This window comes from Paenibacillus sp. JNUCC32 (assembly GCF_014863545.1).
GTDB classification, from domain to species: Bacteria; Bacillota; Bacilli; order Paenibacillales; family Paenibacillaceae; genus Paenibacillus_AQ; species Paenibacillus_AQ lautus_A.
In genome coordinates, this window is record NZ_CP062260.1 from 6699243 (window position 1) to 6721203 (window position 21961).

Sequence of the window (21961 nt, forward strand, 5' to 3'; positions counted from 1 at the left end):
AGGTGAGTCACTTGATCATAGAAAGACCGATTACGATAAAGGATATTAGCGATGATTTGGCCGCTTTGGGCGTCCGTAAGGGCATGACCTTGCTCGTCCATTCTTCGCTCAAGAGTGTGGGCGGGTGGATCGTCGGCGGTCCGGAGGCCGTCATACTGGCACTCGAAGACGTGCTGGGGGAAGAAGGGACGCTGGTGATGCCGACCCAATCCGCGAACTTAACCGATCCAAAGACATGGGGAAATCCGCCGGCCGATCCAAAATGGTGGAATCTGATTCGCGAGGGCATGCCGCCCTATGATCCGGATCTGACGGTCACTTCGGGGATGGGGATCATTCCGGAAGTGTTCCGTAAACAAGAAGGGGTTATCCGAAGCGCTCATCCGCATGTGTCGTTTGCGGCACGCGGCAGGGAGGCCAGGGACCTAATGCAATCCCATCATCTGGACCATAGCTTAGGCGAAGCTTCTCCGCTGGCACGCTTGTATGAGGCGGGCGCGTACGTGCTTATGCTGGGTAGTGGTTATGGCAACAATACGTCGTTCCACCTCAGCGAATACCGCGCGAATTGGAAGGGCAAGGAGGCGGTCACCGCCCACGCGCCAGTCCGCAGGGTGCAGGGAGTGACAGTGTGGGAGGCGTTTCAGGATATCAACTATCATTCGGACGACTTCGAGGCATTAGGCGCTTCGTTCGAAGCGCAGTGCCCCGATGCGTATATCCATGGACGCGTAGGAAAGGCCGACTGCATATTGGCTGAACAGCGGGCCATGGTGGATTATGCCGTGTCGTGGATGGAGAAGAACCGTTAAATGTTAGCGGATCGCACAAGCTTTCGGAATTACCGCAGGCGAGTGTTGAGCGACGCAGCACAAGATATCCAGACTTCGACCAGGACTAAAGTCAGCTCTTGCCAGCTGCCAAGCTGCCAATGACCTCCAGGTGCAGAGGTGCCGTTTCGAGGGTAATAGGACGTAATGGCACGGCCTGCGGGTTGCGGGCCTCAAGGAGGGACTAGAGATGTCTTGGTGGATGTGGCTGCTCAATTTGGCGGGCTTGCTGTCGTTGATCTATCTGTTTTACAGCATGGACAAGAAGTGGTCCAGCAGGCCTTTGCTGCTGGCGCCGCTGCTTATTTATGTCCTGATATCGGTCGAGGATTTGCTCGGCTGGATTGATCTCATGCATGTCGTACCCGGCGAAGGCGGCATGCGGGCCTTGATCCTGCTGTTTTCATTATGTTCCGTTATTTTCTATGTGCTGTATATCTTCGATAAGATTGCAGACTCTGTCCATCAGCATGTCGATATGAAAACGACCCTGGTTCGGATCAGCATGGCGGCGGGGATGTGCATTCTATTTTTCACGGTGGTGTATATGTCGATTTATAAGCTGTTCGGAGGCGTTTCCTTCGAAGGCGAGAACCTCGGTCAGGATTTGCTGAGCCAGTTCATTACCTTCCTGTATTTCAGCATGGCGACGTTTGTCACGGTCGGGTATGGCGATGTAGCCCCTGTCGATAATACGTCCCGGCTTGTCGTGGTGCTGGAGATTGCCTTCAGCTTCGTTACCGTTGCTTATGCGCTGTCCATGCTGGGGACGCTGCGCCGGATCTTTAAGCCCGGCGACGACGGACTGGAGACGGAAGGCGGCGAAGTGAAGACAAAGGGCGATATGCCGCATCGCAGAAAACATTCATCCAAGTAAAACAGGCGCGCCGATAACGGTGCGCCTTTATTAGTTATAGTTAACGGGGCAGGAAAGCGAAAGCTGGATGAAAGCTAAGGCTTCATCAGCTTTTTTAAAATGCCCAGCCCGTTCTTGGAAGGATAACGGAATTTAAAATCAAACCGGTTGGTTTGCTTAAGTACGCTTTTTCTATGGGAGAACGTGTGGAAGCTGTATTCCCCGTGATACGAGCCGATCCCGCTCTCGCCGACGCCTCCGAACGGAAGAAAGGGGGTTGCCAGGTGCATCAGCGTGTCGTTGACGCATCCCCCGCCAAAAGAAACCGAGGAGAGCACGTAATCCTGTACATCTTCATTCTCGGTAAACAGGTAAAGCGCGAGCGGCTTGGGACGGGCTTGAATCGCTTGGACCGCCTCGTGCAGATCCTCATAGGTCAGGATCGGAAACAGCGGGCCGAAGATTTCTTCCTCCATGATCGGCATATCCCAGGTGATATCGTCCAGCACGGCGGGCTCGATGAGCAATTTATCCCGCGACGTGCCCCCGCCGTGGCGGAGGGTTCCGTTGTCCAGAAAGTTGGAAAGCCGGTCAAAATGCTTCTCCGAAACGATGCGCCCATAATCGGGATTGGTTAGCGGGGTCTCGCCGTAGAATGAAGTGATGGCGTCTTTCAGATGCGCGATGAACTTCTCTTTCACCTTGCTGTGCACGAGCACATAATCGGGAGCGACGCACGTTTGGCCTGCATTCGTAAACTTGCCGAATGCTATACGCGAAGCCGCCAGGGCAAGGGGCGCATCCTCGTGGACGATGCAAGGGCTCTTGCCCCCGAGCTCCAGCGTTACCGGTGTCAGCTGCTTGGCGGCGGCTTCCATGACGATTTTGCCGACGTGGGTGCTGCCGGTAAAAAAGACATAATCCAAAGGCTGCTCCAGCAGGCTCGTGCTAACCTCGGGGCCTCCCTCTACAGAAACCACGTATTCCGGCTCAAACGTCTCTTTCATGATGGCCGTAATAAGTGCGGATACGTTAGGCGTCAGTTCCGATGGCTTCACAATGGCCGTGTTTCCGGCGGCCAAGGCTCCGATCAGCGGAGAGATGGCCAGCTGCCAAGGATAATTCCAGGGAGCGATAATCAGAACCGTCCCATAGGGCTCAGGATAGACCATTCCCTTGCTGCCCACATGCGTCAGCGCGGTTTTGACGCGCTGCGGCTTGGCCCAGCGCTTCAAATTCTTTATGATAAAGGAGAGTTCTTTGTAGACGATTCCGATCTCGGTCGTGAAGGCTTCCTGTTCACTCTTGTTCAGGTCCCTGCGCAGCGCCTCCATGATATCGTTCTCTCTGGCAATCAGGATTTGGCGCAGCTTGGTCAGCTGCTGGAGACGGAAATCCACTTCCTTGGTGATGTCTTTATGAAAAAAATGCCGCTGTGCCGAAACTATGGCTGCGATCGAATCGTTAACAGTCATACATAAACCCCTTTCTCTTGTTATTTCATGTATATGAATAAACATAAGAGCGTTAATACTTGAATTCTTTCATTATTATATAGGAGGATGTCCCCCTATGAGAAATCTATCCTCGGAGATGCCCCAGGGTACAGCCGGCGGCGAGGCGAAGCGAGAACTTAAACAGAAGAGGATGTCGCGCCGCCGATTTCTGAAGATCGGCGTTTCCGTCTTGGCCGGAGCTGGCCTTGCTGGCGGTGCTTATGCGTCGTTATGGGAGCCTCGTCAATTGGATATTGCGAGACACACGCTAACGTTTCCTTCGCTGCCCAAGGCTTTTGATGGCATGAAGATCGTCCAGTTTAGCGATTTGCACCTGGGCTTTCATGCAGGGGCGGACAACGCGGCCCGCGTGGTGCAAGCCATTCATCATGAAAAACCGGATATGATCTGTTTTACGGGAGATATGGTGGACGGTAATGCGGAAGATATGAGGGCTGCCATTCAACCGCTCGCTCAGCTAAAAGCCCCGTTAGGCTTATTCTCTATATTAGGCAACCATGATTACGGGGACGTGAAGAAGCTGATTGCTCTGGAGGAGGAGGCCGGGTTTCAGGTGCTGCGCAACGACGCCGTGAAGATTAGGCGGGAGGGTGCCGTCTTCGCCGTTGCGGGCTTGGACGATGGCATCTGGGGAACGCCGGATCCGGAAGCTGCCATTCGGGATCTGCCTGAAGGCATGTTCAAGCTGCTGCTGATGCACGAGCCGGATTATGCAGATACTGCGGCAGTCTATCCCTTTCATCTTCAGCTATCCGGACACAGCCACGGAGGACAGATCCGCCTGCCTTGGATGGGCGAGGTGATCACGCCGCCTGGAGCCAAACGTTACGTGCAGGGCCTGTACACCGTGGGTTCCCAAGGCATGCAGCTCTATGTAAACAGGGGAATCGGCACGACGCATCTGCCTTTTCGTTTCCTATGCAAGCCGGAGCTTACCGTGCTTACGCTGCGGTCCATGGTTTAAGCGAAAGCGGGATATGTAATCTGATATGTAATCTGAAAATTTCAAGTTGAAAGGATCACTTGGAATTTGTTACACAATTGAAATATACCTGTTATCAAACTCTAACAGCCGCGGGTTAAACTTATCACATGACCCCCTTTTGAGAATATATATTATGTTTCGGACCCGGTAACGGGTCCACTTTTTTTGCCCATTTTGCCGCCAATACCCATGTAAATGCAAAAAACAGAAGGAGTACCCCGTTAAAGAGGTACGGGCACCTTCTGTTTTTGTTCGAAATAGACCCATTCCGTGTATCCGATTTCCTTAAGCACCTTGGCCACTTCGTCAAATTCATCTCCGACCCGGGACGGTTTGTGGGCATCGGAGCCGAAGGTGACCTCGACGCCGTGATGGTGCGCTACTTCCAATATGGCGTTCGACGGATACCAGCCGCCGCACAGCTTGGTTTTGCCGGACGTATTGATTTCGATGGCAAGGCCCGATTCCGCAATGACTTTCAGCGTTTCCTCAATCGCTTCATCGGCTTTGATCTCGGAGAACAGCGGATAATTGCCCTTCATCGCATCCATATGGGCAATGATCTGGAACATTCCGCTTCGGGCGGATTGGCGGATCAGATTGAAGTATTCCTCTTTATCCGCAACCTGCTGCTGAGGCGTCAGCTTCTTCCAGCGGTTCTTGTTGAAGATGCTGACATCCCTGACGTGGTGGATGGAGCCGATGATGTAGTCAAAAGGATAGGCCGATAACGCCTGCTGGTAAATCTGGGCATGGTTCGGGAAATAATCGGATTCGATGCCCAGCAGGACCTTGATTTTCCCCTCATATTCCCGCTTTAAGTCCAGAACCTCTTGCACGTAGGCCGCAAAGTCCGCTTTCGCCATGGAGATGGCCGGGAAGGGCTGTTCTTCCGGGCTTCCGAAATATGGCGTATGGTCGGAGATCCCGATGACCTTTAAATCTGCTGCGATCGCAGCCTCGATGTAATCCCGGATATTGCCGTCGGCGTGGCCGCAGCGAAAGTGATGGGTATGCAGATCGAATTTCATATTGACCTCCTTCATGTCGCTTGATTGGTTATGGTTCTATGGGACGGTCGGCATTATTCACTGCTGATGAATTGGGTCTCGGGCATGCCCTTTAGATCACTAAGGAATTGGCGCATGGCCGAGCTGACATAACGCCCGCTCTTATAGATTACGCCGACAGGGTGGCTGACTTCAAGCTCGCTTAGGGGAACGATCTGCAGGGTGCCGTTGCGCAGCTCCGTCGCGACGGACTGCTTCGAAATAATCGCTGCGCCCAGATTGATCTCGACCATCCGCTTGATTTCTTCGCTGCTGGACAGTTCCATGACCACCTGAGGATCGACGCCGTGCTTCTTCATGACTTCATCGGCGAAGCGGCGGCCGACGGTGTCGCGCGTTAGCAGAATAAGGGGGGTTCCGGCCAGCACATCCATGTTGGCCGTGGAAAGTTTGGCCAGCGGATGCTGGGGTGATACGACCAGCTCAAAGGTATCGTAATACAGAACGGATGTGCTTAAGTTGGGATTGCGCTCGATCAGATAGCCGATCCCGATGTCGATGAGCCCGTTCTCCACGCTGTGGTAGATTTGGGAAGAGGCCATGGATTGAATGGTTGTTTTTATGTGAGGGAATTGATCCTGGAAGTAGGAAAGTACCCGCGGCAGGATCTGAATGGCTATGGAAGTGGTTGTGCCCAGCTGGATATGACCCTGGGGGGTTTGATCAAGGTCGGACAGCCGCTGCTTCAACTCATCCACGATGCCGAGGATCTGCTCGGCATGATCCACGAAGACCTGGCCCCGGTCCGTTAACGTCACGGGTTGGCTCCGGTCCACCAGCACCGTCTTAAATTCTTCTTCCAGGCTCTTGATCTGGGCGGATACCGCCGGTTGTGTCAGATTAAGAAGCTCTCCCGCTTTGCGAAAGCTCATCGTTTTGGAGATGGTAATAAGCGTTTCCAATTGGCTGATGTTCATAGCCTTCCTCCTTCTTGATATATTCTTCCGCTCATCTATCGCGTGCAACCTGTATGTTATAAATTATAGGTTATTCTCCCCGGTGGAGCAACGAAGGGAGCAAACCGGATGGTTTTCGGCCGAAAAAGATGAAAAACATTTTTATTTTCATTTTAATTATTATTAAAAGATGGGGAAACCATCCGATAATAGTAAAGTAGACATAGAAAAAAGGTGAGACCTAAGGCCCGTTTAAGCGAAAGGAATATCTTCGTACTAAAGCGTTTCAAGCGATAGCTGACATCGCAAGACAGTGGTCGGAATGAGGGCTGTCGCTATTTTGTGATGATTTATTACAAGGTATCCATTATAATGTTTAAATATATAGGTGGGACTTTGGGACCCTGACCAACAACCCAGTGAAAGGGGCGTAATGAGGAATGAAAGCGGAAGTCATCAATCCTTTTTTAGAGTCCGCACGACACGTTATCGAACAAGTCATACAGGTTTCACCCTCCACGGGGAATCTTGGGGTCAAAGAGATCGGATATATGGAGAATCATATCTGGATCCAAATCGGCATGACAGGCCAAATGAACGGTGACATCGTATTTGGAATTCAGGAGCAGGTAGCGCTGCAGATGGTATCGGTGATGATGGGCGGCTATGTCATTACCGAAATGGATGAGATGGGGCAAAGCGCGATTTCAGAGCTCGGCAACATGATCAGCGGCAATGCCAGCACCATTTTATCGAACCAGGGCGTCAGCGTGGATATCACGCCTCCCAAGGTAATGAAGTCGGATAGCACCTCCAGTCTTATTCAGAAGAAGGCGCTATGTATTCCGCTTCGAATGGAAGGAATCGGAGAGCTGGATATTCAAGTCATGATTTCATAAAATAGGAGTAATGAACCCAAGTCCGTGCGTGAAGCTGCTCTGTGGATATTTAGAATGGAGCGCTGCGCCGGTGAGGAAAGGGATAATGAAATCATGCTGAATCATAAAGTTGTAGTTGTTACGGGAGCATCCAGCGGAATCGGTGCCTTGATCGCGGAGAAGCTCTCCGCTCAGGGGGCTTACGTTGTTCTGTGCGCCCGTTCGGCCGATCGTCTGCAGGAGGTGGGTACGCGTTTATCCGGTCCCCACGAGCTGGCAACCATGGATGTTCAGAACTCTGAGCAGGTGTCGTCTGTCATGGAGGCCGTATTTCAGCGGCACGGCAGAATCGATGTGCTGATTAACAACGCCGGATACGGCAAGTTTGAAAGTATTATGGACATGCCACAGGAAGAGTTTCAGGATATGATGGACGTCAACTATATGGGCATTGTACGCTGTACGCAAGCGGTGCTGCCGGGCATGCTGAAGCAAGGGGACGGTCAAATCGTCAACATCGCATCCATGGCGGGGAAGATCGGAACGGCCAAATCCACGGCTTATTCGGCTACCAAGCATGCCGTTCTAGGGTTCAGCAATTCACTCCGCCAGGAGCTGCGGAACACGGGCATAACCGTATCGACCGTAAACCCCGGGCCGATCGATACTCCGTTCTTTTCCTTGGCCGATCCGACCGGCGGGTATGTCAAGAATGTAAGCTGGTTCATGATGAAGGCGGATTATGTTGCGGATCAGGTAGTAAAGCTGGTTCATAAACGCAATGAAGAACTGAATCTTCCGAGACTGGCCTCCTTTGGCATAAGGCTGTATCAGCTGTTTCCGCGGTTTGCAGACCGTGTGTCTTACAAATGGATGAATAAGAAATGAGGGCTATGCGCGCCTACAAAGCTTCCGTTTCGGCTATAAGGTCCTGAAGCAGCGCAGTGGCTTGTTTTGTTTTTTCTGTATCCGATGAGAGCAGCGTGATCACTTGGTCCAGGCGTTCCTTGTAATTCGCCGGTTTGCGGGAGAAGGTCTCGATCATGGCCACCGCACGCTTCTCATTGATACAGTACATTTCATTTTTGGCAAAGAGCACTTGGTTCAAGCACGAAATGGAGCGGAAGCAGTGACCTGTAACATAAGTGACGTCATCGCTGGAAGCCGTTTTATTCGCCAACATCAAAGAGAAGGATGCCTCGAAAGTGAAATAGCCGATCATTGCATCCTGCAGAGGCTTCGGATAGGGAGACGTTTTGGCTTTCAGAGTCTGTATGCGGTTATCCGAGTCCCATAATATGCGGCAGATCGCAATTTCCCCCATGTACATTACATTCAGATAGGCATGCGGATGTCCGGTTTGGTAATGCGCGGACACCTTTCCTGCCGAACAGTCGTCGATGATGCCGGACACGCGGTGCACATCCCGGAATAAGAAATCCACATGATACCCCTCGATCACTAACCATCCGCCCCCGTTAACCCAGGCTCCCCATTCGCCCAATGAAGTGATAATCCCGTCCCGATGCTCGTCATCTAATTTCTTCGCGATTTTGGCGATGTCCTCCACCTTGAAACCTTGGGCTTCATCATAGTAAATGCCGATATCGATATCGGAATCCGGTCTGGCGGTTCCTTTGGCCCTGGATCCCCCGAGAACGACTCCTGTAACGCCGGGTACCCCGCGAAGCTCTTCCGTTATCCGCTCAATTAAGCGATCCACTTGTGAAGTCATGCATATTCTCTCCTTCATTTCTCCCAACTGGGATTGAGTTGTCCTTATGTATACCTTAATCTCATGGATTCAATTTTCTCCCGGGTCCATTGAACCGCTTCGGCTGGCGAGGTGATGACTGCCTCCTCTCCGAGACGCCACACATAGTCCGCATAAAAGTTGACGTCGGTTGCCGGTATTTCAAGCCGAACGACGCCGCTGCCGTCCGTGTTCCGATGGATATGGGGACCGAGCCGTGTATCCGTCTCAAGCAGCCAGACCCCTTTGGAAGTTAATTCTACCTCAAAAAGCTTCATCTCGACATCCCCGATCTCGGGCATGTCCTGCAGCGTTTGGCTCGCGATATCTTCACGGATCGGTAAGGATTCATTGGGGCTGGCCGCCGTCATCCGGTCTACCCTGAATTGCCTGATGTCCTCTTGCGTAAAACAGTAGGCGGGACAATACCAGTACCCCGAGCTTGCATACAGCCCGATCGGCTGGATATGCCGCTGGCTGCTTCCGGCGGAAGAACGATAGGAGATCGTGACCGCTTGCCGGACCATGACGGCTTGCATTAACGTTTGTAAAATATCGGCCGACATCGGACGGAACGGGCTGTGAATCATGACGCGATCCTTAAGACGGTCGATCTGCTCCTTAATATCTGCCGGCAAGTAATGATAGAACTTATGGAGCGCCGTGGCGGCTCCCTCACCGAAGGGCAGCGTACTGAAGTAGCTCAGGGATTGGCAGGCAAAAAAGATGGCAATCGCTTCGCTTTCCGTGAAACTGATCGGTGGCAGCATCCGTTCCTGCAGCAATCTGTAGCCGCCGCCTCGTCCTTGCACAGAGTAAATGGGGACGCCGAGCCCGCTCAGCTCATCCAGATCTCTTGATATCGTTCGAACGGAGAGTCCGAATTCGTCGGCCAGCTCTCTTACGGTAAACGACTTTTTTGCATTGATCATCATCATTAATTGAATCAGGCGCTGCGATTTCTGCATTATGAACCCCCAGTCTCTTGATTATTTATTTTATCTTATTCTCTAAATAAGACAACATTTGTCTTATTTAACGGATATGATGTTCTCAAGCAGCAAGGGTTCCATTGAATCCTTGGAACAAAGGTACATTATGGAAGGGGAATATGCATGACTAAACAACAAAAAATGATGCAGGAAGAACTGGGGTTTGTTTTTTTACATGGAGCCGGAATGAACGGAGGCGTGTGGGATATCGTTGCGGAAGGACTGGGCTATCCGTGTTTGAAGGTTGATTACCCGTCGCGGGAAGAGGCTGCAGGGATGCCCGGGCATCATTTGACGCTGGAGGATTATGTAACCCATATGGCGGAGCAGGTGAGAAGATGGGATACGGACAAGTTCGTCCTTGTGGCGCATTCCCTGGGCGGGGTGTTGGCCATGGAGCTGGCTGCCAGGTTAGCCGAACGGGTAGCCGGATTCGTTGCCATCGGTGCCGCCATACCTAAGAGCGGCGGTTCGTTTATTTCGGCGCTTCCGTTTCCCCAGAGGATCATCATGCCGGTTTTATTAAAAATGGCCGGAACGAAGCCGCCTGAATCCGTGATCCGCAAGGGGCTGTGCAGCGATTTGCCGGAGGAGCAGGCCTCCCGCATCGCAGCAGAGTTCATCCCGGAATCCCGTAGGGTCTATACGGACCGCGTTCAAGCATCCGCACCCCAAGTGCCTAAGCTTTACGTGAAGCTCACCCAAGACAAGGAGTTCGGAGAATCCTTGCAAGAGCGTATGGCAGCCAATTTGTCGGCGGACAGGGTGGAGAGCCTCAGCACCGGTCATCTGCCGATGCTGAGCGATCCCCTTGGTGTCCGGCGCATTCTGGAAGGCTTCGTTGGCCAAGTGAAAACAAGCCATATATCAGCTATCTCATCATAATCTGATCCCGTCTCGGGCCGACGGAGATCGTCTTGACGGGTACGCCAATGGACGATTCAATAAACTGCACGTATTGCTGCGCCGCTTCCGGGAGCTCGTCGAAGGAACGGATATGCGACAGGTCGCATTTCCAGCCCTTCAGCGTTCGCAGGACAGGCTTTGCGGACCGCAGATCGGCCGTTACCGGAAAATGGTCAATGATGCTTCCATTCTCTAATTCATAGCCGACGCATACCGGAATGTCATCCAGATACCCCAGTACGTCAAGGTTGGTGAGAACGGCTTCGGTAGCTCCCTGAATCATGCAGCCGTAACGGGTGGCTACCGTATCAAACCATCCCATTCGTCTTGGCCGGCCGGTCGTAACTCCGTATTCGCCTGCATCGCCGCCAAGGCGTCTGAGTTCATCCGCTTCATCTCCATGCAGTTCGGTCACGAAGGGGCCTGCGCCGACGCAGCTTGAGTATGCTTTAACAACGGCAATGACTTGGCTGATAGCGTACGGCGGAAGTCCTGCTCCGACCGGTGCATAGCCTGCCAGCGTGGAGGAGGAGGTGGAAAACGGGTATATCCCGTGATCCGGGTCGCGCAGGGCTCCTAACTGGCCCTCCACAAGAATCGGATCGCCTTTCATATAAGCTTGCTGCAGCAGCGTGGTCGTATCCTGAATATACGGGGACAGGAACTGGAAGGGCTCCAATAGCTGCTTGACCATCTCATCAACGCTCAGCGGGTCCCTTCCGTAAAGATGCTGCAGCTGCACATTCTTGATGTCAAGCATCTGCTCGAGCCGTTCACGAAGTCGTTCGGGGTGTAACAGATCAGCGACCTGAATGCCCAGCTTGGCATATTTATCCGCGTAGAAGGGCGCGATTCCGCGTTTCGTGGAACCGAATCCCCGGGCGCCGAGCCGTTCTTCCTCGAGTTCATCCAGCAGCCGATGAATGGGAAGCACGACCTGGGCGCGCTCGGATATAAACAGCTTCGGAGCGGGAACGTTTCTGGCTTCCAGTTCCTGAAGCTCCCCGATCAAAACCTCCATATCCAAAGCCGTTCCCGGACCGATGATATTCGTTACGTTTGGATAGAATACACCCGATGGCAGCATATGCAGCGAAAATTTCCCGTAATCGTTGATAATGGTATGCCCCGCGTTACTCCCTCCCTGAAATCGAACGACATACGACGATTGCGCCGCAAGAACATCCGTCATTTTACCTTTGCCTTCATCTCCCCAATTGGCTCCTACAATGGCTGTGACTGTCAAAACCTGTTCGCCTCCTACGATCATTTTCTTGTACATGGCTCATTATATGAGCCGCTTGATTATAAATAAAATTGATATTAGTAATAGTGGACATTAGTTTGGCTTATGTTATACGATTCTTTAGAGAAGAATACGGGGAATGGTGGAATTCGAAGATGAACTCTCGAATTTCGATCCAAGGTTCCTGTTATCATTTGATAAAATCGAGGTCATCATGATGGAAATCAATATGGAGTGGTATCGCGTCTTTTATTGGACTGCGCGGCTCGGCAGTTTATCGAGGGCAGCGGATCATCTGCATATCACCCAGCCAGCCGTCAGCCATACCGTTAAGCATTTGGAGGAAACGATCGGAGGTCCGCTGTTCTTTCGGACCACCAAGGGAGTGAAACTCACGTCCGAGGGCGATGTGCTGTTTCGCTATATCGAGCAAGCCTTCGGTTTGATCGAAATCGGCGAGAAGGCGATCGCGGACATGCATAATTTGCACAGCGGCGAAATCAATATCGGGGCAAGCGATACGCTATGCAAGTATTACCTGCTGCCGCATTTGGAGTATTTCCACGCCGCTTATCCGGATATTCGCATCCGCATCACCAACCGAACCACCCCGGAAACGCTGTCGCTTCTTAAGGAAGGGAAGATTGATTTCGGCATCGTTCATTTACCGGCTTCCGATAAACAAATCGACTTTCGCCCAAGCTCGCCGATCCATGATTGTTTAGTGGCCGGCAAATCGTATGCGGAGCGGGCCGGATTACCGCACCCGTTGTCCCTTCACGATATCGGGAACTACCCGCTGCTTATGCTGGAGACCGGCGGAAGCACGAGGAGGTACGTGGATCAATTCGCCGAACGCCAAGGCGTGAAGTTAAAACCGGAGTTCGAGCTTGGCAGCATCGAGCTGCTGGTACAGTTTGCCCGAAGCGGCTTCGGACTGGCTTTTGTCATTCGCGACTATGCCAACGACGAATTGCAAACAGGCCAGCTGATCGAGGTGCCGCTCGATCCGCCGATTCCCGAGCGCAGCATTGGAATTGCAACGCTTCGAGGCATTCCGCTATCTGCGGCGGCCAAGTCGTTTCTCGCTCTACTGCCCTAGGCATGACCATCAAGCATAGATGAAATAACCTGCATGAAACGCAGAGCATGGCCGTTTCTCATGTTTGATTTGGTGGCAACTCCTGTTTTGGCATATAATGAGAAAGAGTGAACAAGACTCGTTCGAAAAAACGCCTGCTGTACTTTCAATAAAGCAAACAAACTGCACGTAACGGAAGTTTCTCCAGCGATATCAGGCAGCACGCGCTTTGGAACCATAGACTTCTGATATCTAAAAAAAGGATGGACTAACATATGACTGGAACTACATTTCATACATTAGGAATAGCGGAGGATTTGTCCTCCCGATTGGCGGAGTTCGGCATTGTCACGCCTTCTCCCGTTCAGGCTGAGGCGATTCCTCCCATACTCGAAGGCAAGGACGTGCTGGCGACTTCCCAGACGGGCACGGGAAAGACGCTTGCTTATTTGCTGCCCGTTCTTCAGGGCATCGATCCGGAGATCAAGGGAGCCCAGAAACTGATTCTCGCTCCAACGCAGGAGCTCGCCGTTCAGATTGTGAGAGAGAGCGAGCGCTACGGGGAAGCCCGCGGAATCGGCGTGCTCGGCCTGATCGGCGGTGCCGCGGCCAAGCGTCAGATTGAGAAGCTGCGGCTGCATCCGCAGCTGATCGTGGGAACGCCGGGACGCGTGCGGGAACTGATCGAAATCCGGAAGCTGAAAATGCACCAAGTGACCACGATCGTGGTGGACGAGGTGGACCAGGTGTTTAATCTGGGCGGCGCCGGCGATGTGGATCGCATCCTGCGCAGTGCCTTGCGCGACCGTCAACTGGTCTTCTTATCCGCAACGGTGAGTCCGGAGACGGCCGAGCTCGTGAAGAAGGAGATGGATCAGCCCGTTGAAATCGGGATCGATCCGGAGCGTCGGACGCCGTCCGCGCTGGAGCATTATTATTTCGTCTCGGAAGAGCGCGACAAGCTGGACATGCTGCGCCGCGTGGTTCGGCATTACAATCCCGACCGTGCGATCGTGTTCGTCAATGCCACCGAGGATTTGGCAGAGGTGGAGGCGAAGCTTAATTACCTTGGATTAAACGCAGCTGCCCTTTACGGGGACGCCGACAAGATGACCCGGAGCCGGGTTTTGAACGCGTTTAGAGAAGGGCGCACCAAGCTTCTGGTGGCTAGCGATGTCGCCGCCCGGGGGCTCGATATCGAAGGGCTCGGCATGGTGATCAATTACGATCCGCCGATTGATGCCGAGCATTACACGCACCGCGCAGGCCGCACGGGACGCATGGGGCGGAGCGGCATGGCGATTACGCTTGTCACGGACCGTCAAACGTTCATCATGCGCAAGTTCAATCGCGAGCTGGGCATATCGATCGAAGAACGCGCCCTGTATGGCGGCAAGGTAAGAACCCCGCGTTCCGCTCCGACCGATCGGGGTCAAGGTCCCCGCGGGTCGGCTGCGGGGGCTGCCCGAAAAGACAAGCCTGCCCGAAAGCCCGCGTCCATCAGCGTCAATGGCAAGTCCGGAAACGGCAAGGCATCGGGCGAGCGTCAAAGTGAACGGGAGCGCGACCGCAAGAACAAGGGCGCTCCGAAATGGTTGAAGAACAAGCCTCCACGGGGCTAAAGCTGCGGCCACCGCGAGCGTAGGGGCTTGCAGCAATGATGTTGTTTTTTGGGTCCGATTTATGCGGATTCGGTAAGGTCATCATCCGTGTGGATTGGACTCTTTTCAGAATAAGAGGTGATCGATAATGAGCGAACAGCCGGTATTGTCTGTTCAAGGATTAAGCGGCGGATATAGCATAAACCGACCGGTTCTGCATGACGTAACCTTTCAGGTGGAACCGGGGGAAATGGTAGGTTTGATCGGCCTGAACGGCGCGGGCAAGAGTACGACGATGAAGCATATCCTCGGTCTGATGAATCCGCAAAAGGGGATCATCCAGGTCCAGGGGAAGAGCCGCTCGGAGCATTCGGAAGCGTATCACAGCGCCTTGGCTTTCGTTCCCGAATCCCCGCTGCTGTATGAGGAGATGACGGTGCGCGAGCATTTGGAATTTACGGCTCGTTCCTACGGCGTGTCCCGCGAGGATTATGAGACGCGCTCGGCGCAGCTGTCGAAGATGTTCCGAATGGAAGAAAAGATGGACAGCCTGTCCACGCATTTGTCCAAGGGCATGCGCCAAAAAGTGATGATCATGTGCGCGTTCGTCGCGAGACCGTCGCTGTACATCATCGACGAGCCCTTCCTTGGGCTTGATCCGCTCGGGATCCGCTCGCTGCTTGACTTTATGCTGGAATTGAAAGCATCCGGCGCATCCGTATTGCTAAGCTCCCATATTCTCTCGACGATCGAGAATTATTGCGACCGGTTCATCGTGCTGCACCGCGGCAGCATCATTGCTCAGGGGACGCTGAAGGAAATACAGGATCAAGCGGGAAGACCGGGCATGTCCCTGGAAGAGCTGTTCAATGTGCTGATTCAGGACGGTAAGGGCGAATGAATCTGCGTGAGCTGTATGTCAAACGACGCGGGCAGTTCTGGGGTGAAATCCTTCCCTATCTGGGTTATGTCATACAGAGCGGCGTCGCCGTCGTATTCCTGTTCCTGCTGATTGCATTCGCGGCATGGTATACCGCACTTCTGCAGCAAGTTCCGCCAGATCTGCCGATACGCTGGATCATGCTGATTTTCCTTGCGCCCCTCATGATCAACAGCAGCATTCGCACGTATCTGCGCACGGCGGATACGGTGTTCCTCATTCCGCAGGAATCCCGAATGAAGGATTATTTCCGCAAAGCATGGTTTAGCGGAGTCATATATAAAATAATCGGCATGGGATTGGTCCTGCTCATTCTATGGCCTCTATACATACGCAGCGATGCTTCGCCAAAGACGCTGCTGGCTACGTTTGCCGTCCTGACCGTGTTCAAGCTGCTGTCCAGCTATGGCAGCTGGAAGGAGCAGCTTATGGTATCACGGAACGCGGCAGCGGCCTATCGGGCACTCCGCTGGATCGTTCCGGCACTGAGCCTGGCTGCCTGGCTATGGCATCCAACGGGCCGTGCCCTCCTGTTCATGGCGCTGCTCGGCCTCACGTATGTTGCCGCGTTATCCGTTCCCGTCAAACACTTGGTCGCCTGGGAGCGATTAATCGCCGTCGAGCAGCGGCAGGCAAGCCGGGTTATGATGGTGCTGAGCTGGTTCGTGAATGTGCCTCAGCGGGAGCAGCGCGTCCATGCGCGGAAATGGCTGTCCGGATGGGGGAAAGGATTGGCGTGGAAGAAGGAGAGCGCCTATCGCTTTCTTCTTATCAAGAGCCTGACACGCAGCGATATTCTGGGCATTCTGATCCGTGTCGGACTGCTTGGAGCCTTTATCGTATGGGCCACCCGGGACAGCCTGGTATCGGCGCTTGTATATCTGATCAGCCTGATGATTGTCGGGCTCCAATTGTCTGCGCTGCGCAAGCTGCATCCGGAATCGTTCTGGCTGCACGTCTATCCGCTTCCGGAAGGAACTCGCCGCGACAATGAAGGCAAGCTGATCTTCCAGGTACAGCTGTTCTGGGCCGTACTGCTGTGGCTTCCGCTCGTTCCGGGCATCCTTAGCGCGCCAGGGCGGATACTCGGTACGATGGCTGCAGGCATCGCGATTGTGTTCCTGTTCCGAAGCGCCGCTGCCCGAAAGAGCCGGCGCGAAGACGATGACGACGAATAGAATAAAAAGGGAAGAGGCCGGGACGTTAGCGTCCCGGCCTTCTATCGGTAATTATCGTATGGGTTAGGGTTGGCTGCAGAAATCGCAGTGCGTCGTGTGGCGACCTGCGATTTCTAGTATAGCTGTTATCTGGTTGTCATTACACCCAGAAAGAACGAGTGATGATAACGAGCAGGATAAAGAGAACCAGGATTGCTCCGACTCCATATCCACCGCCGTATCCGCCGTATCCACCGTGTCTTACTTCTTCAACTGCACCCATGTTCATTCCCCTTTCGGTTCGTTGATTTATAGTACACGGTATTGTATGTAGCTATTGGTCTATGTGTATGGGCGAGCGTTTAGATATGGCAGAAGAAAAAATAAAGACCGGGGAGAATTCCCGGTCTTTATTTTACCTAAACGTTTATATATTCGGATGCATGGATCATCAAGCCTTCTGCAGATCCTGAATCCCTTTGTAGACCAGGTCGAACAGATCCTCCAAATACTCCTCGTCAATACAGGAGAAGGCGATCCGGAGATCATGCTCGCCAAGGGCGATGGTTCCTACGCCATACTCATGAATGAGATGGGAGCGGAGCTCCTCGGCGTTTACCGTGTTCAGCTTAAGGCACATGAAGTAGCCGGAGTTGAACGGATAGTACTCCCAAACATCGCCGTATTTGCCGCTGTCGAGGATGGACTTCACTTTGTTGGCTCGGCCCTTCATGATGACGAATTTCTCTTCCTTCTGCTCGTGGAATTCCGGCGATTTCAGCGCCTCCAGAACAAAGGTCTGCGAAGGGTGGGAGGCACTGGATATCGTTGCGCGGATAATGCCGAGCGTTTTCTGCTCCAGAGCGTCCAGCACGTCTTTGTCTTCAGCCGCATACGTAATGAAGCCGACCCGGAATCCCCATACGAATTCTTCCTTCGTAGCACCGTCGACTTTCACGGGAAGCACGCGAGGATGAAGGCCCGCCAGGCGTCCGAAGAGCGATTCCTTCAGCGAATCTTCAAAGAACAAGCCGAAATACGCATCATCCGTTACGACGACAACGTTCATGCCGGCCTCGGCAGCTTCCTGAATCGCGGACACGATGGCCGCACCTTCCTCCGCGCCGGGCGTGTAACCCGTCGGGTTGTTCGGGAAGTTCAGCAGAACGACGGCCTTGCCTTTATCCTTCTGGCTCAGCAGAGCCTGACGAAGTCCGTCGGCGTTAAATTTCATATCGTCCGTGAAGAGAGGATAGGTTACATGAATGCCATGGCGGCGAATGCCGAAGGTCAGCTCGTAATTTTCCCAGTTTTTGTCGGGATAAATGACGGCATCCCCTTCATCCACGAACAAATCGGCTACGATGCTAAGTCCATGCGTCAGCGCATTCGTGACGATCGGATTGCTGAAGCTCTTGCCTTCAAGCGAAGGATTCTCCTGAATCATCTTGTTCCGCCATACGGAGCGAAGCTCCGGCTTGCCGGCCGGAGGGGCATACGGGTACAGATCCTTCGGCTGGTATGCCGAAAGTTTGTCTTGGATGACGCCCAGATGCATCGGGATTCCGCCCTCGGTTGCAATGCCGATCGTAGCGTTATATTTTTTCGCATGGCTCGTCGCTTCCGCGGATTGGCTCAGGATGCCTTCCTTCGGGAAGTAGATTTCCCTGCCGAGTGTGGAGAGCATGTCGTACACATGCGGATTGCCAGCTTGCATTTTTCCATTCAATTGACCAACCAATGGGTTCATGAACTGATTCCTTCCTTCCGAATACTTTTGGTTAAGGTAAGAGCAGGTGACAAGTTGCCTTTACGTTTTCATTGCCTAACATTATACCACCTACCCCAGGAACCGTCACGGATAAATGTAATGCTTTAACGCGGTCCAGGGTGATACTTGCAAATCAGTCCTGCCGTCTCCTCGTCCCGATTCTTGCCGCGGCATTCCAGGCCTTCGACGACGGCTTGGAGCCGATCGGGCTTCAGGTTCTGGCCGAACTTGAACTTGGCGCTCATTCGCTGCGGAGTCAGCCGGATGACGGCTACCCCTTTCAGCCTGGAGGTGTAAGCCCGGTCATTCGCGTCGATGGCGCGGTATCCGCCTTCAGGCTGCAGCTTTTGCATCAGCGCCTCCATCGCAAGCGCCTTTTCCTCCAGATCGTCCACGATCACGGCCTCGCCGATAGCGGTTACGCTTTTGAAATAGGCCGTGGCCGGGCATGCCATCTCGGGGTCGGAGAAATAGGAAGGGATGAGGGCATACTCATCCGCAATGGTGAAGCATACGGCGGGCGTCCGGCGGAGATGGTCCATTTTCTCCCCCATCCGGCTGCCGTGAAAATAGAACGCTCCGTTGACATAGGCAAAATTCAAAGGCGTTACACGCGGGATTCCCTCTTCATCGGCTGTTCCAAGGAAACCAAAACTCATCCCGCGAAGGAAGTCCTCGATCTCTTGGGGATCCTCCATCGCAAATTCGTCTCTTCTCATGGTTACATGCTCCCCCTATCATTTTGAATAACAGCATACGATGTTCATTGACAAGGAAAAAGCGCCAATTTAGAGTAATTTGTATAGTCCAATTTGATCGTAATCCCAAAATAGAGGAGACATCGCCATGGAGCTTGGATTGCCGTTCGAGACCTATGTGGAACAATATCGATATAAATATTTGGCTCTGTACCACGCGATTCGCGCCGCGATTCATAGCGGCAAGCTGCCGGAAGGCACGAGGCTTCCCGCAACCCGCGAGCTGGCCAGGCTCTACGGGGTGTCCAGGGGATCGGCCGCGCAGTGTTATGACATGCTCATGGCCGAGGGCTACGTCGTATCCCGGCAGGGCAGCGGAACATACGTGGCCGAGGGAATCGCTGCCACGGCAGGCCAGCCACCATTGGCCGAGCGGGCGCCGGCGCTCTCCGCTTGGGGGCAGCGACTGATGAGCCAAAGCGGGGAATATGTCTCGGCACAGCTGCTGCTGAAGGAGCCTCCCCCGGGTACGATCTCTTTCGCGAATGCGAGGATGCCCATGGAGGATTTCCCTTATTCGGAGTGGCGGAGCGCGTTATCCTATGCAGGCGGAAGCGGGGGAGCCGAGCTGCAGAACGGAGCGCCGCCGGAAGGGGATATCGAACTGCGCCGGGCGATAGCCGGACACCTTCGGTTCACGCGGGGCATACAGGCGGATCCCGAGCATATCGTGGTTTTCAGCGGTTCCATGCAGGGGCTTGTCCTGATATTCCAACTGCTGGTTGATCCCGGCGATCACGTGGTGATGGAGGATCCGGGTTATCAGGGAATCCACCGGGGCATAAGCTTGAGCGGAGGAATTCCGCTGCCGTCCCCTGTCGACGATGCCGGATTGATTCCGTGCGAATGGGATGCCGGCCTGCTTGTCGTAAGCCCCAGCCGTCAATACCCGACGGGCGCGGTGCTGCCGCTGGAGCGAAGAAGGGCGCTGCTGAATTGGGCGCGAAGCCGTCAGGCCTTTATTATCGAGGATGATTACGACAGCGAATTCCGCTGGGGCGGCAAGCCGATCGAACCTCTGAAAATGCTGGACGACGAGGGACGCGTCATCTTTGTCGGCTCATTCTCCAAAACGATGTTCACCGGCCTCCGCATCGGTTATGCCGTGCTTCCCCCGAGCCTGGTTGAGGCGGTCGTTCAGGCCAAGGCCCTGTACGAGCCGATCTCGCCAGCCGTATTGGAGCAGCGCGCCTTGGCCCGCTTTATTGTAAGGGGAGGTTACGGGAGGCATCTCAGAAGAATGACCCGGCTGTACGGCGCGCGGTATGAGGCGCTTCGCCATGGGATGGAAACCCATGCCTCGGGCTTGTTTCGCCTTCACCCCGGCGATGCCGGCCTTCACGTTTACGCGAACTGGCTGCGCTCCGCGGAAGAGTATGCCCTGTTCCAGGAGGCTGCCCGCAAGCGCGGCGTCATGTTTCGGGATGCGGCGGCCTATCATCGTACGCCCGGGCCGCCTGCCGCCTGCTTCGGCTTCTCGCATCTCGGCATATCCAGCATCGAAGAAGGGGTTGCCCGGATGGCGCTGGCATGGCGGGACATGCAAAAAACATAAAAAACGGGTATGATGGGAAAGAGGTCAATTTTTGAATGAGATGAGGGGGTTATGACGAGATGCTGAATGCATCGCCGTCTTCGTTTATAATCATGCCTGCGCTTGCCAAAATCGTTTGCGAGCCGGGCTGGAAATGGCAAAAACGCGAAAGGCCCATGCAGAACTACGATTTGTTCTATGTATGGAGCGGCGAAGGCACGGTCGAGCTAAATGACGAGCCCTTTACCGTGGGAAAGGGAAGCTGCTTCCTGTTCCGACCCGGAGATCATACGAGCGCGACGCACAATCCGCAGAAGCCGCTCGTATTGACATATATCCATTTTGACGTGACCGACCCGGTCGAAGAGATTCCGGCATCTTATCGCAAGCTGACGGAAACGATGGATTTCGAATATTTGCTTGCACGCTATGTGCGTTTGTATCTGGACAAGCCCTATGGTTCACTGGAAGAGGGCCAGCTCATTCTGAAGCAGCTGATGATTCATCTGCTGCGCTCGGATCTGGATGCGCCGGTGGTCAAAAAAGCAAGCAATCAGCTGTCCGAGGCGATCCATGAAATCGCGAATTACGTCCGCCAGCACCCGGGGGTTCCCCATCGGGTCGAGGATTTGGCGGCCAGAGCGGGGTTGTCTCCCCGCTACTTCTCGATCAAGTTCAAGGAGCTGATCGGCACGCCGGTGCAATCCTATATCATTCAGATGCGGATCGAGCGGGCGCAGCATCTGCTGCTGCATCAAGGGATGAACGTAACGGAAGTGGCCGACGCGCTGGGTTATCGGGATATTTTCTTCTTCAGCCGACAATTTAAGCAGTATACGGGCAAGAGCCCATCCGAAATTCGGTGATTCCCCGCCCTTCCATAACTTACCTGCTTGGTGGAAGGGGACTATGGGTTTCATAGCAAGCGATTTAGGGTAAAAACGACGTACAGTTTCATTTTAAGATATCAGAAAGTATAAATTCGAAGCAAGAGCCTTCCTGATATCGCAAGAAAAACTTCCGTTAAATGCGGTCTGTCTTCTATGCAAGTACGTCGATAGACGTTTTTCTTATGAAGGGGGGAGAGGGGAATGAGCCCAAGAAGACGGGTGCGTGGACGTTTCTTCAGTCGTGGCGGCTGCGGTATTTTCAGAAATCGCTTGCGCCGCATGAAGACAACGAATCCGGAT

Annotated in this window: 21 protein-coding genes; 12 read left to right on the forward strand and 9 right to left on the reverse strand. The window is 53.7% G+C overall.

The window, feature by feature from the left end; all coding sequences use genetic code 11:
* Positions 1-11: 11 nt before the first annotated feature.
* The gene (locus JNUCC32_RS29800; RefSeq protein WP_192570601.1) at positions 12-812 is read left to right on the forward strand and encodes an AAC(3) family N-acetyltransferase; all 801 of its coding nucleotides are present in this window, start codon (positions 12-14) and stop codon (positions 810-812) included.
* A gap of 208 nt (positions 813-1020) precedes the next feature.
* Positions 1021-1707, forward strand: coding sequence for a potassium channel family protein (locus tag JNUCC32_RS29805; protein WP_096776630.1), 687 nt, complete (start codon positions 1021-1023; stop codon positions 1705-1707).
* 74 nt (positions 1708-1781) lie between these two features.
* Here JNUCC32_RS29805 and JNUCC32_RS29810 read toward each other — a convergent pair whose 3' ends face one another.
* Positions 1782-3161 carry an aldehyde dehydrogenase gene (locus JNUCC32_RS29810; RefSeq protein ID WP_192570602.1) on the reverse strand — a complete coding sequence of 460 codons (1380 nt, stop codon included), beginning with the start codon at positions 3159-3161 and terminating at the stop codon, positions 1782-1784.
* 97 nt (positions 3162-3258) lie between these two features.
* Here JNUCC32_RS29810 and JNUCC32_RS29815 point away from each other — a divergent pair, with 97 nt between their 5' ends.
* Complete coding sequence (locus JNUCC32_RS29815; RefSeq protein ID WP_192570603.1) at positions 3259-4167, forward strand: metallophosphoesterase; 909 nt, start codon at positions 3259-3261, stop codon at positions 4165-4167.
* Between the two features lie 242 nt (positions 4168-4409).
* Here JNUCC32_RS29815 and JNUCC32_RS29820 read toward each other — a convergent pair whose 3' ends face one another.
* Positions 4410-5219, reverse strand: a complete 810-nt coding sequence (locus JNUCC32_RS29820; RefSeq protein WP_009593069.1) for a histidinol-phosphatase — start codon at positions 5217-5219, stop codon at positions 4410-4412.
* A gap of 53 nt (positions 5220-5272) precedes the next feature.
* Positions 5273-6175 (reverse strand): LysR family transcriptional regulator, encoded by a 903-nt coding sequence (locus JNUCC32_RS29825; protein WP_009593067.1) that lies wholly within the window; start codon positions 6173-6175, stop codon positions 5273-5275.
* Positions 6176-6594: 419 nt separating this feature from the next.
* Here JNUCC32_RS29825 and JNUCC32_RS29830 point away from each other — a divergent pair, with 419 nt between their 5' ends.
* Together JNUCC32_RS29830 and JNUCC32_RS29835 are read left to right on the forward strand one after the other, a co-directional pair.
* The gene (locus JNUCC32_RS29830; RefSeq protein WP_009593072.1) at positions 6595-7053 is read left to right on the forward strand and encodes a chemotaxis protein CheX; all 459 of its coding nucleotides are present in this window, start codon (positions 6595-6597) and stop codon (positions 7051-7053) included.
* A gap of 93 nt (positions 7054-7146) precedes the next feature.
* The gene (locus JNUCC32_RS29835; protein WP_323373488.1) at positions 7147-7920 is read left to right on the forward strand and encodes an SDR family NAD(P)-dependent oxidoreductase; all 774 of its coding nucleotides are present in this window, start codon (positions 7147-7149) and stop codon (positions 7918-7920) included.
* 13 nt (positions 7921-7933) lie between these two features.
* Here the strand turns inward: JNUCC32_RS29835 and JNUCC32_RS29840 are convergent, their stop codons facing one another.
* Complete coding sequence (locus JNUCC32_RS29840; protein ID WP_192570604.1) at positions 7934-8767, reverse strand: nucleotidyltransferase domain-containing protein; 834 nt, start codon at positions 8765-8767, stop codon at positions 7934-7936.
* A 44-nt stretch (positions 8768-8811) separates the two neighbouring features.
* Positions 8812-9753 (reverse strand): helix-turn-helix transcriptional regulator, encoded by a 942-nt coding sequence (locus JNUCC32_RS29845; RefSeq protein ID WP_192570605.1) that lies wholly within the window; start codon positions 9751-9753, stop codon positions 8812-8814.
* Between the two features lie 147 nt (positions 9754-9900).
* Between JNUCC32_RS29845 and JNUCC32_RS29850 the strand changes: the two genes are divergently transcribed.
* The gene (locus JNUCC32_RS29850) at positions 9901-10662 is read left to right on the forward strand and encodes an alpha/beta fold hydrolase (protein ID WP_192570606.1); all 762 of its coding nucleotides are present in this window, start codon (positions 9901-9903) and stop codon (positions 10660-10662) included.
* On the opposite strand, the gene JNUCC32_RS29855 is transcribed toward JNUCC32_RS29850, so the two are convergent.
* Positions 10649-11929: an adenylosuccinate synthase gene (locus tag JNUCC32_RS29855; RefSeq protein WP_096776623.1), complete on the reverse strand. Its 1281-nt coding sequence runs from the start codon at positions 11927-11929 to the stop codon at positions 10649-10651. The genes JNUCC32_RS29850 and JNUCC32_RS29855 overlap by 14 nt on opposite strands.
* A 217-nt stretch (positions 11930-12146) precedes the next feature.
* Here JNUCC32_RS29855 and JNUCC32_RS29860 point away from each other — a divergent pair, with 217 nt between their 5' ends.
* The 4 genes from JNUCC32_RS29860 to JNUCC32_RS29875 all read left to right on the forward strand — a co-directional run bounded on the left by JNUCC32_RS29860 (position 12147) and on the right by JNUCC32_RS29875 (position 16729).
* The gene (locus tag JNUCC32_RS29860; RefSeq protein WP_192572753.1) at positions 12147-13031 is read left to right on the forward strand and encodes a LysR family transcriptional regulator; all 885 of its coding nucleotides are present in this window, start codon (positions 12147-12149) and stop codon (positions 13029-13031) included.
* A gap of 254 nt (positions 13032-13285) precedes the next feature.
* Positions 13286-14632, forward strand: a complete 1347-nt coding sequence (locus JNUCC32_RS29865) for a DEAD/DEAH box helicase (RefSeq protein ID WP_009592124.1) — start codon at positions 13286-13288, stop codon at positions 14630-14632.
* 127 nt (positions 14633-14759) lie between these two features.
* Positions 14760-15512, forward strand: a complete 753-nt coding sequence (locus tag JNUCC32_RS29870; protein WP_015737390.1) for an ABC transporter ATP-binding protein — start codon at positions 14760-14762, stop codon at positions 15510-15512.
* Positions 15509-16729 carry an ABC transporter permease gene (locus JNUCC32_RS29875; protein ID WP_192570607.1) on the forward strand — a complete coding sequence of 407 codons (1221 nt, stop codon included), beginning with the start codon at positions 15509-15511 and terminating at the stop codon, positions 16727-16729. The genes JNUCC32_RS29870 and JNUCC32_RS29875 overlap by 4 nt, the downstream gene beginning before the upstream one ends.
* A 139-nt stretch (positions 16730-16868) precedes the next feature.
* Here JNUCC32_RS29875 and JNUCC32_RS29880 read toward each other — a convergent pair whose 3' ends face one another.
* The 3 genes from JNUCC32_RS29880 to JNUCC32_RS29890 form a co-directional block, all read right to left on the reverse strand.
* Positions 16869-16991, reverse strand: a complete 123-nt coding sequence (locus JNUCC32_RS29880) for a hypothetical protein (protein ID WP_009592125.1) — start codon at positions 16989-16991, stop codon at positions 16869-16871.
* Between the two features lie 168 nt (positions 16992-17159).
* Positions 17160-18458 carry an aminotransferase class I/II-fold pyridoxal phosphate-dependent enzyme gene (locus JNUCC32_RS29885; protein WP_009592117.1) on the reverse strand — a complete coding sequence of 433 codons (1299 nt, stop codon included), beginning with the start codon at positions 18456-18458 and terminating at the stop codon, positions 17160-17162.
* 125 nt (positions 18459-18583) lie between these two features.
* Positions 18584-19198 carry a pyridoxamine 5'-phosphate oxidase family protein gene (locus JNUCC32_RS29890; protein ID WP_096776619.1) on the reverse strand — a complete coding sequence of 205 codons (615 nt, stop codon included), beginning with the start codon at positions 19196-19198 and terminating at the stop codon, positions 18584-18586.
* Between the two features lie 127 nt (positions 19199-19325).
* Between JNUCC32_RS29890 and JNUCC32_RS29895 the strand changes: the two genes are divergently transcribed.
* Together JNUCC32_RS29895 and JNUCC32_RS29900 are read left to right on the forward strand one after the other, a co-directional pair.
* Positions 19326-20792 carry a MocR-like pyridoxine biosynthesis transcription factor PdxR gene (locus JNUCC32_RS29895; protein WP_192570608.1) on the forward strand — a complete coding sequence of 489 codons (1467 nt, stop codon included), beginning with the start codon at positions 19326-19328 and terminating at the stop codon, positions 20790-20792.
* A gap of 59 nt (positions 20793-20851) precedes the next feature.
* On the forward strand, positions 20852-21637 hold the full coding sequence (locus tag JNUCC32_RS29900; protein WP_009594561.1) for a helix-turn-helix domain-containing protein: 786 nt from the start codon (positions 20852-20854) through the stop codon (positions 21635-21637).
* The last annotated feature ends 324 nt before the right edge of the window (positions 21638-21961 follow it).

Bases quoted from the DNA above. Each gene is read 5' to 3' on its own strand.
- JNUCC32_RS29825 (WP_009593067.1), bottom strand. From the start codon at position 6,175: ATGAACATCAGCCAATTGGAAACGCTTATTACCATCTCCAAAACGATG.
- JNUCC32_RS29845 (WP_192570605.1), bottom strand. From the start codon at position 9,753: ATGCAGAAATCGCAGCGCCTGATTCAATTAATGATGATGATCAATGCA.
- JNUCC32_RS29865 (WP_009592124.1), top strand. From the start codon at position 13,286: ATGACTGGAACTACATTTCATACATTAGGAATAGCGGAGGATTTGTCC.
- JNUCC32_RS29875 (WP_192570607.1), top strand. From the start codon at position 15,509: ATGAATCTGCGTGAGCTGTATGTCAAACGACGCGGGCAGTTCTGGGGT.
- JNUCC32_RS29885 (WP_009592117.1), bottom strand. From the start codon at position 18,458: ATGAACCCATTGGTTGGTCAATTGAATGGAAAAATGCAAGCTGGCAAT.
- JNUCC32_RS29880 (WP_009592125.1), bottom strand. From the start codon at position 16,991: ATGGGTGCAGTTGAAGAAGTAAGACACGGTGGATACGGCGGATACGGC.
- JNUCC32_RS29805 (WP_096776630.1), top strand. From the start codon at position 1,021: ATGTCTTGGTGGATGTGGCTGCTCAATTTGGCGGGCTTGCTGTCGTTG.
- JNUCC32_RS29810 (WP_192570602.1), bottom strand. From the start codon at position 3,161: ATGACTGTTAACGATTCGATCGCAGCCATAGTTTCGGCACAGCGGCAT.
- JNUCC32_RS29870 (WP_015737390.1), top strand. From the start codon at position 14,760: ATGAGCGAACAGCCGGTATTGTCTGTTCAAGGATTAAGCGGCGGATAT.
- JNUCC32_RS29890 (WP_096776619.1), bottom strand. From the start codon at position 19,198: ATGAGAAGAGACGAATTTGCGATGGAGGATCCCCAAGAGATCGAGGAC.
- JNUCC32_RS29900 (WP_009594561.1), top strand. From the start codon at position 20,852: ATGCTGAATGCATCGCCGTCTTCGTTTATAATCATGCCTGCGCTTGCC.
- JNUCC32_RS29850 (WP_192570606.1), top strand. From the start codon at position 9,901: ATGACTAAACAACAAAAAATGATGCAGGAAGAACTGGGGTTTGTTTTT.
- JNUCC32_RS29895 (WP_192570608.1), top strand. From the start codon at position 19,326: ATGGAGCTTGGATTGCCGTTCGAGACCTATGTGGAACAATATCGATAT.
- JNUCC32_RS29860 (WP_192572753.1), top strand. From the start codon at position 12,147: ATGGAAATCAATATGGAGTGGTATCGCGTCTTTTATTGGACTGCGCGG.
- JNUCC32_RS29830 (WP_009593072.1), top strand. From the start codon at position 6,595: ATGAAAGCGGAAGTCATCAATCCTTTTTTAGAGTCCGCACGACACGTT.
- JNUCC32_RS29835 (WP_323373488.1), top strand. From the start codon at position 7,147: ATGCTGAATCATAAAGTTGTAGTTGTTACGGGAGCATCCAGCGGAATC.
- JNUCC32_RS29820 (WP_009593069.1), bottom strand. From the start codon at position 5,219: ATGAAATTCGATCTGCATACCCATCACTTTCGCTGCGGCCACGCCGAC.
- JNUCC32_RS29840 (WP_192570604.1), bottom strand. From the start codon at position 8,767: ATGACTTCACAAGTGGATCGCTTAATTGAGCGGATAACGGAAGAGCTT.
- JNUCC32_RS29815 (WP_192570603.1), top strand. From the start codon at position 3,259: ATGAGAAATCTATCCTCGGAGATGCCCCAGGGTACAGCCGGCGGCGAG.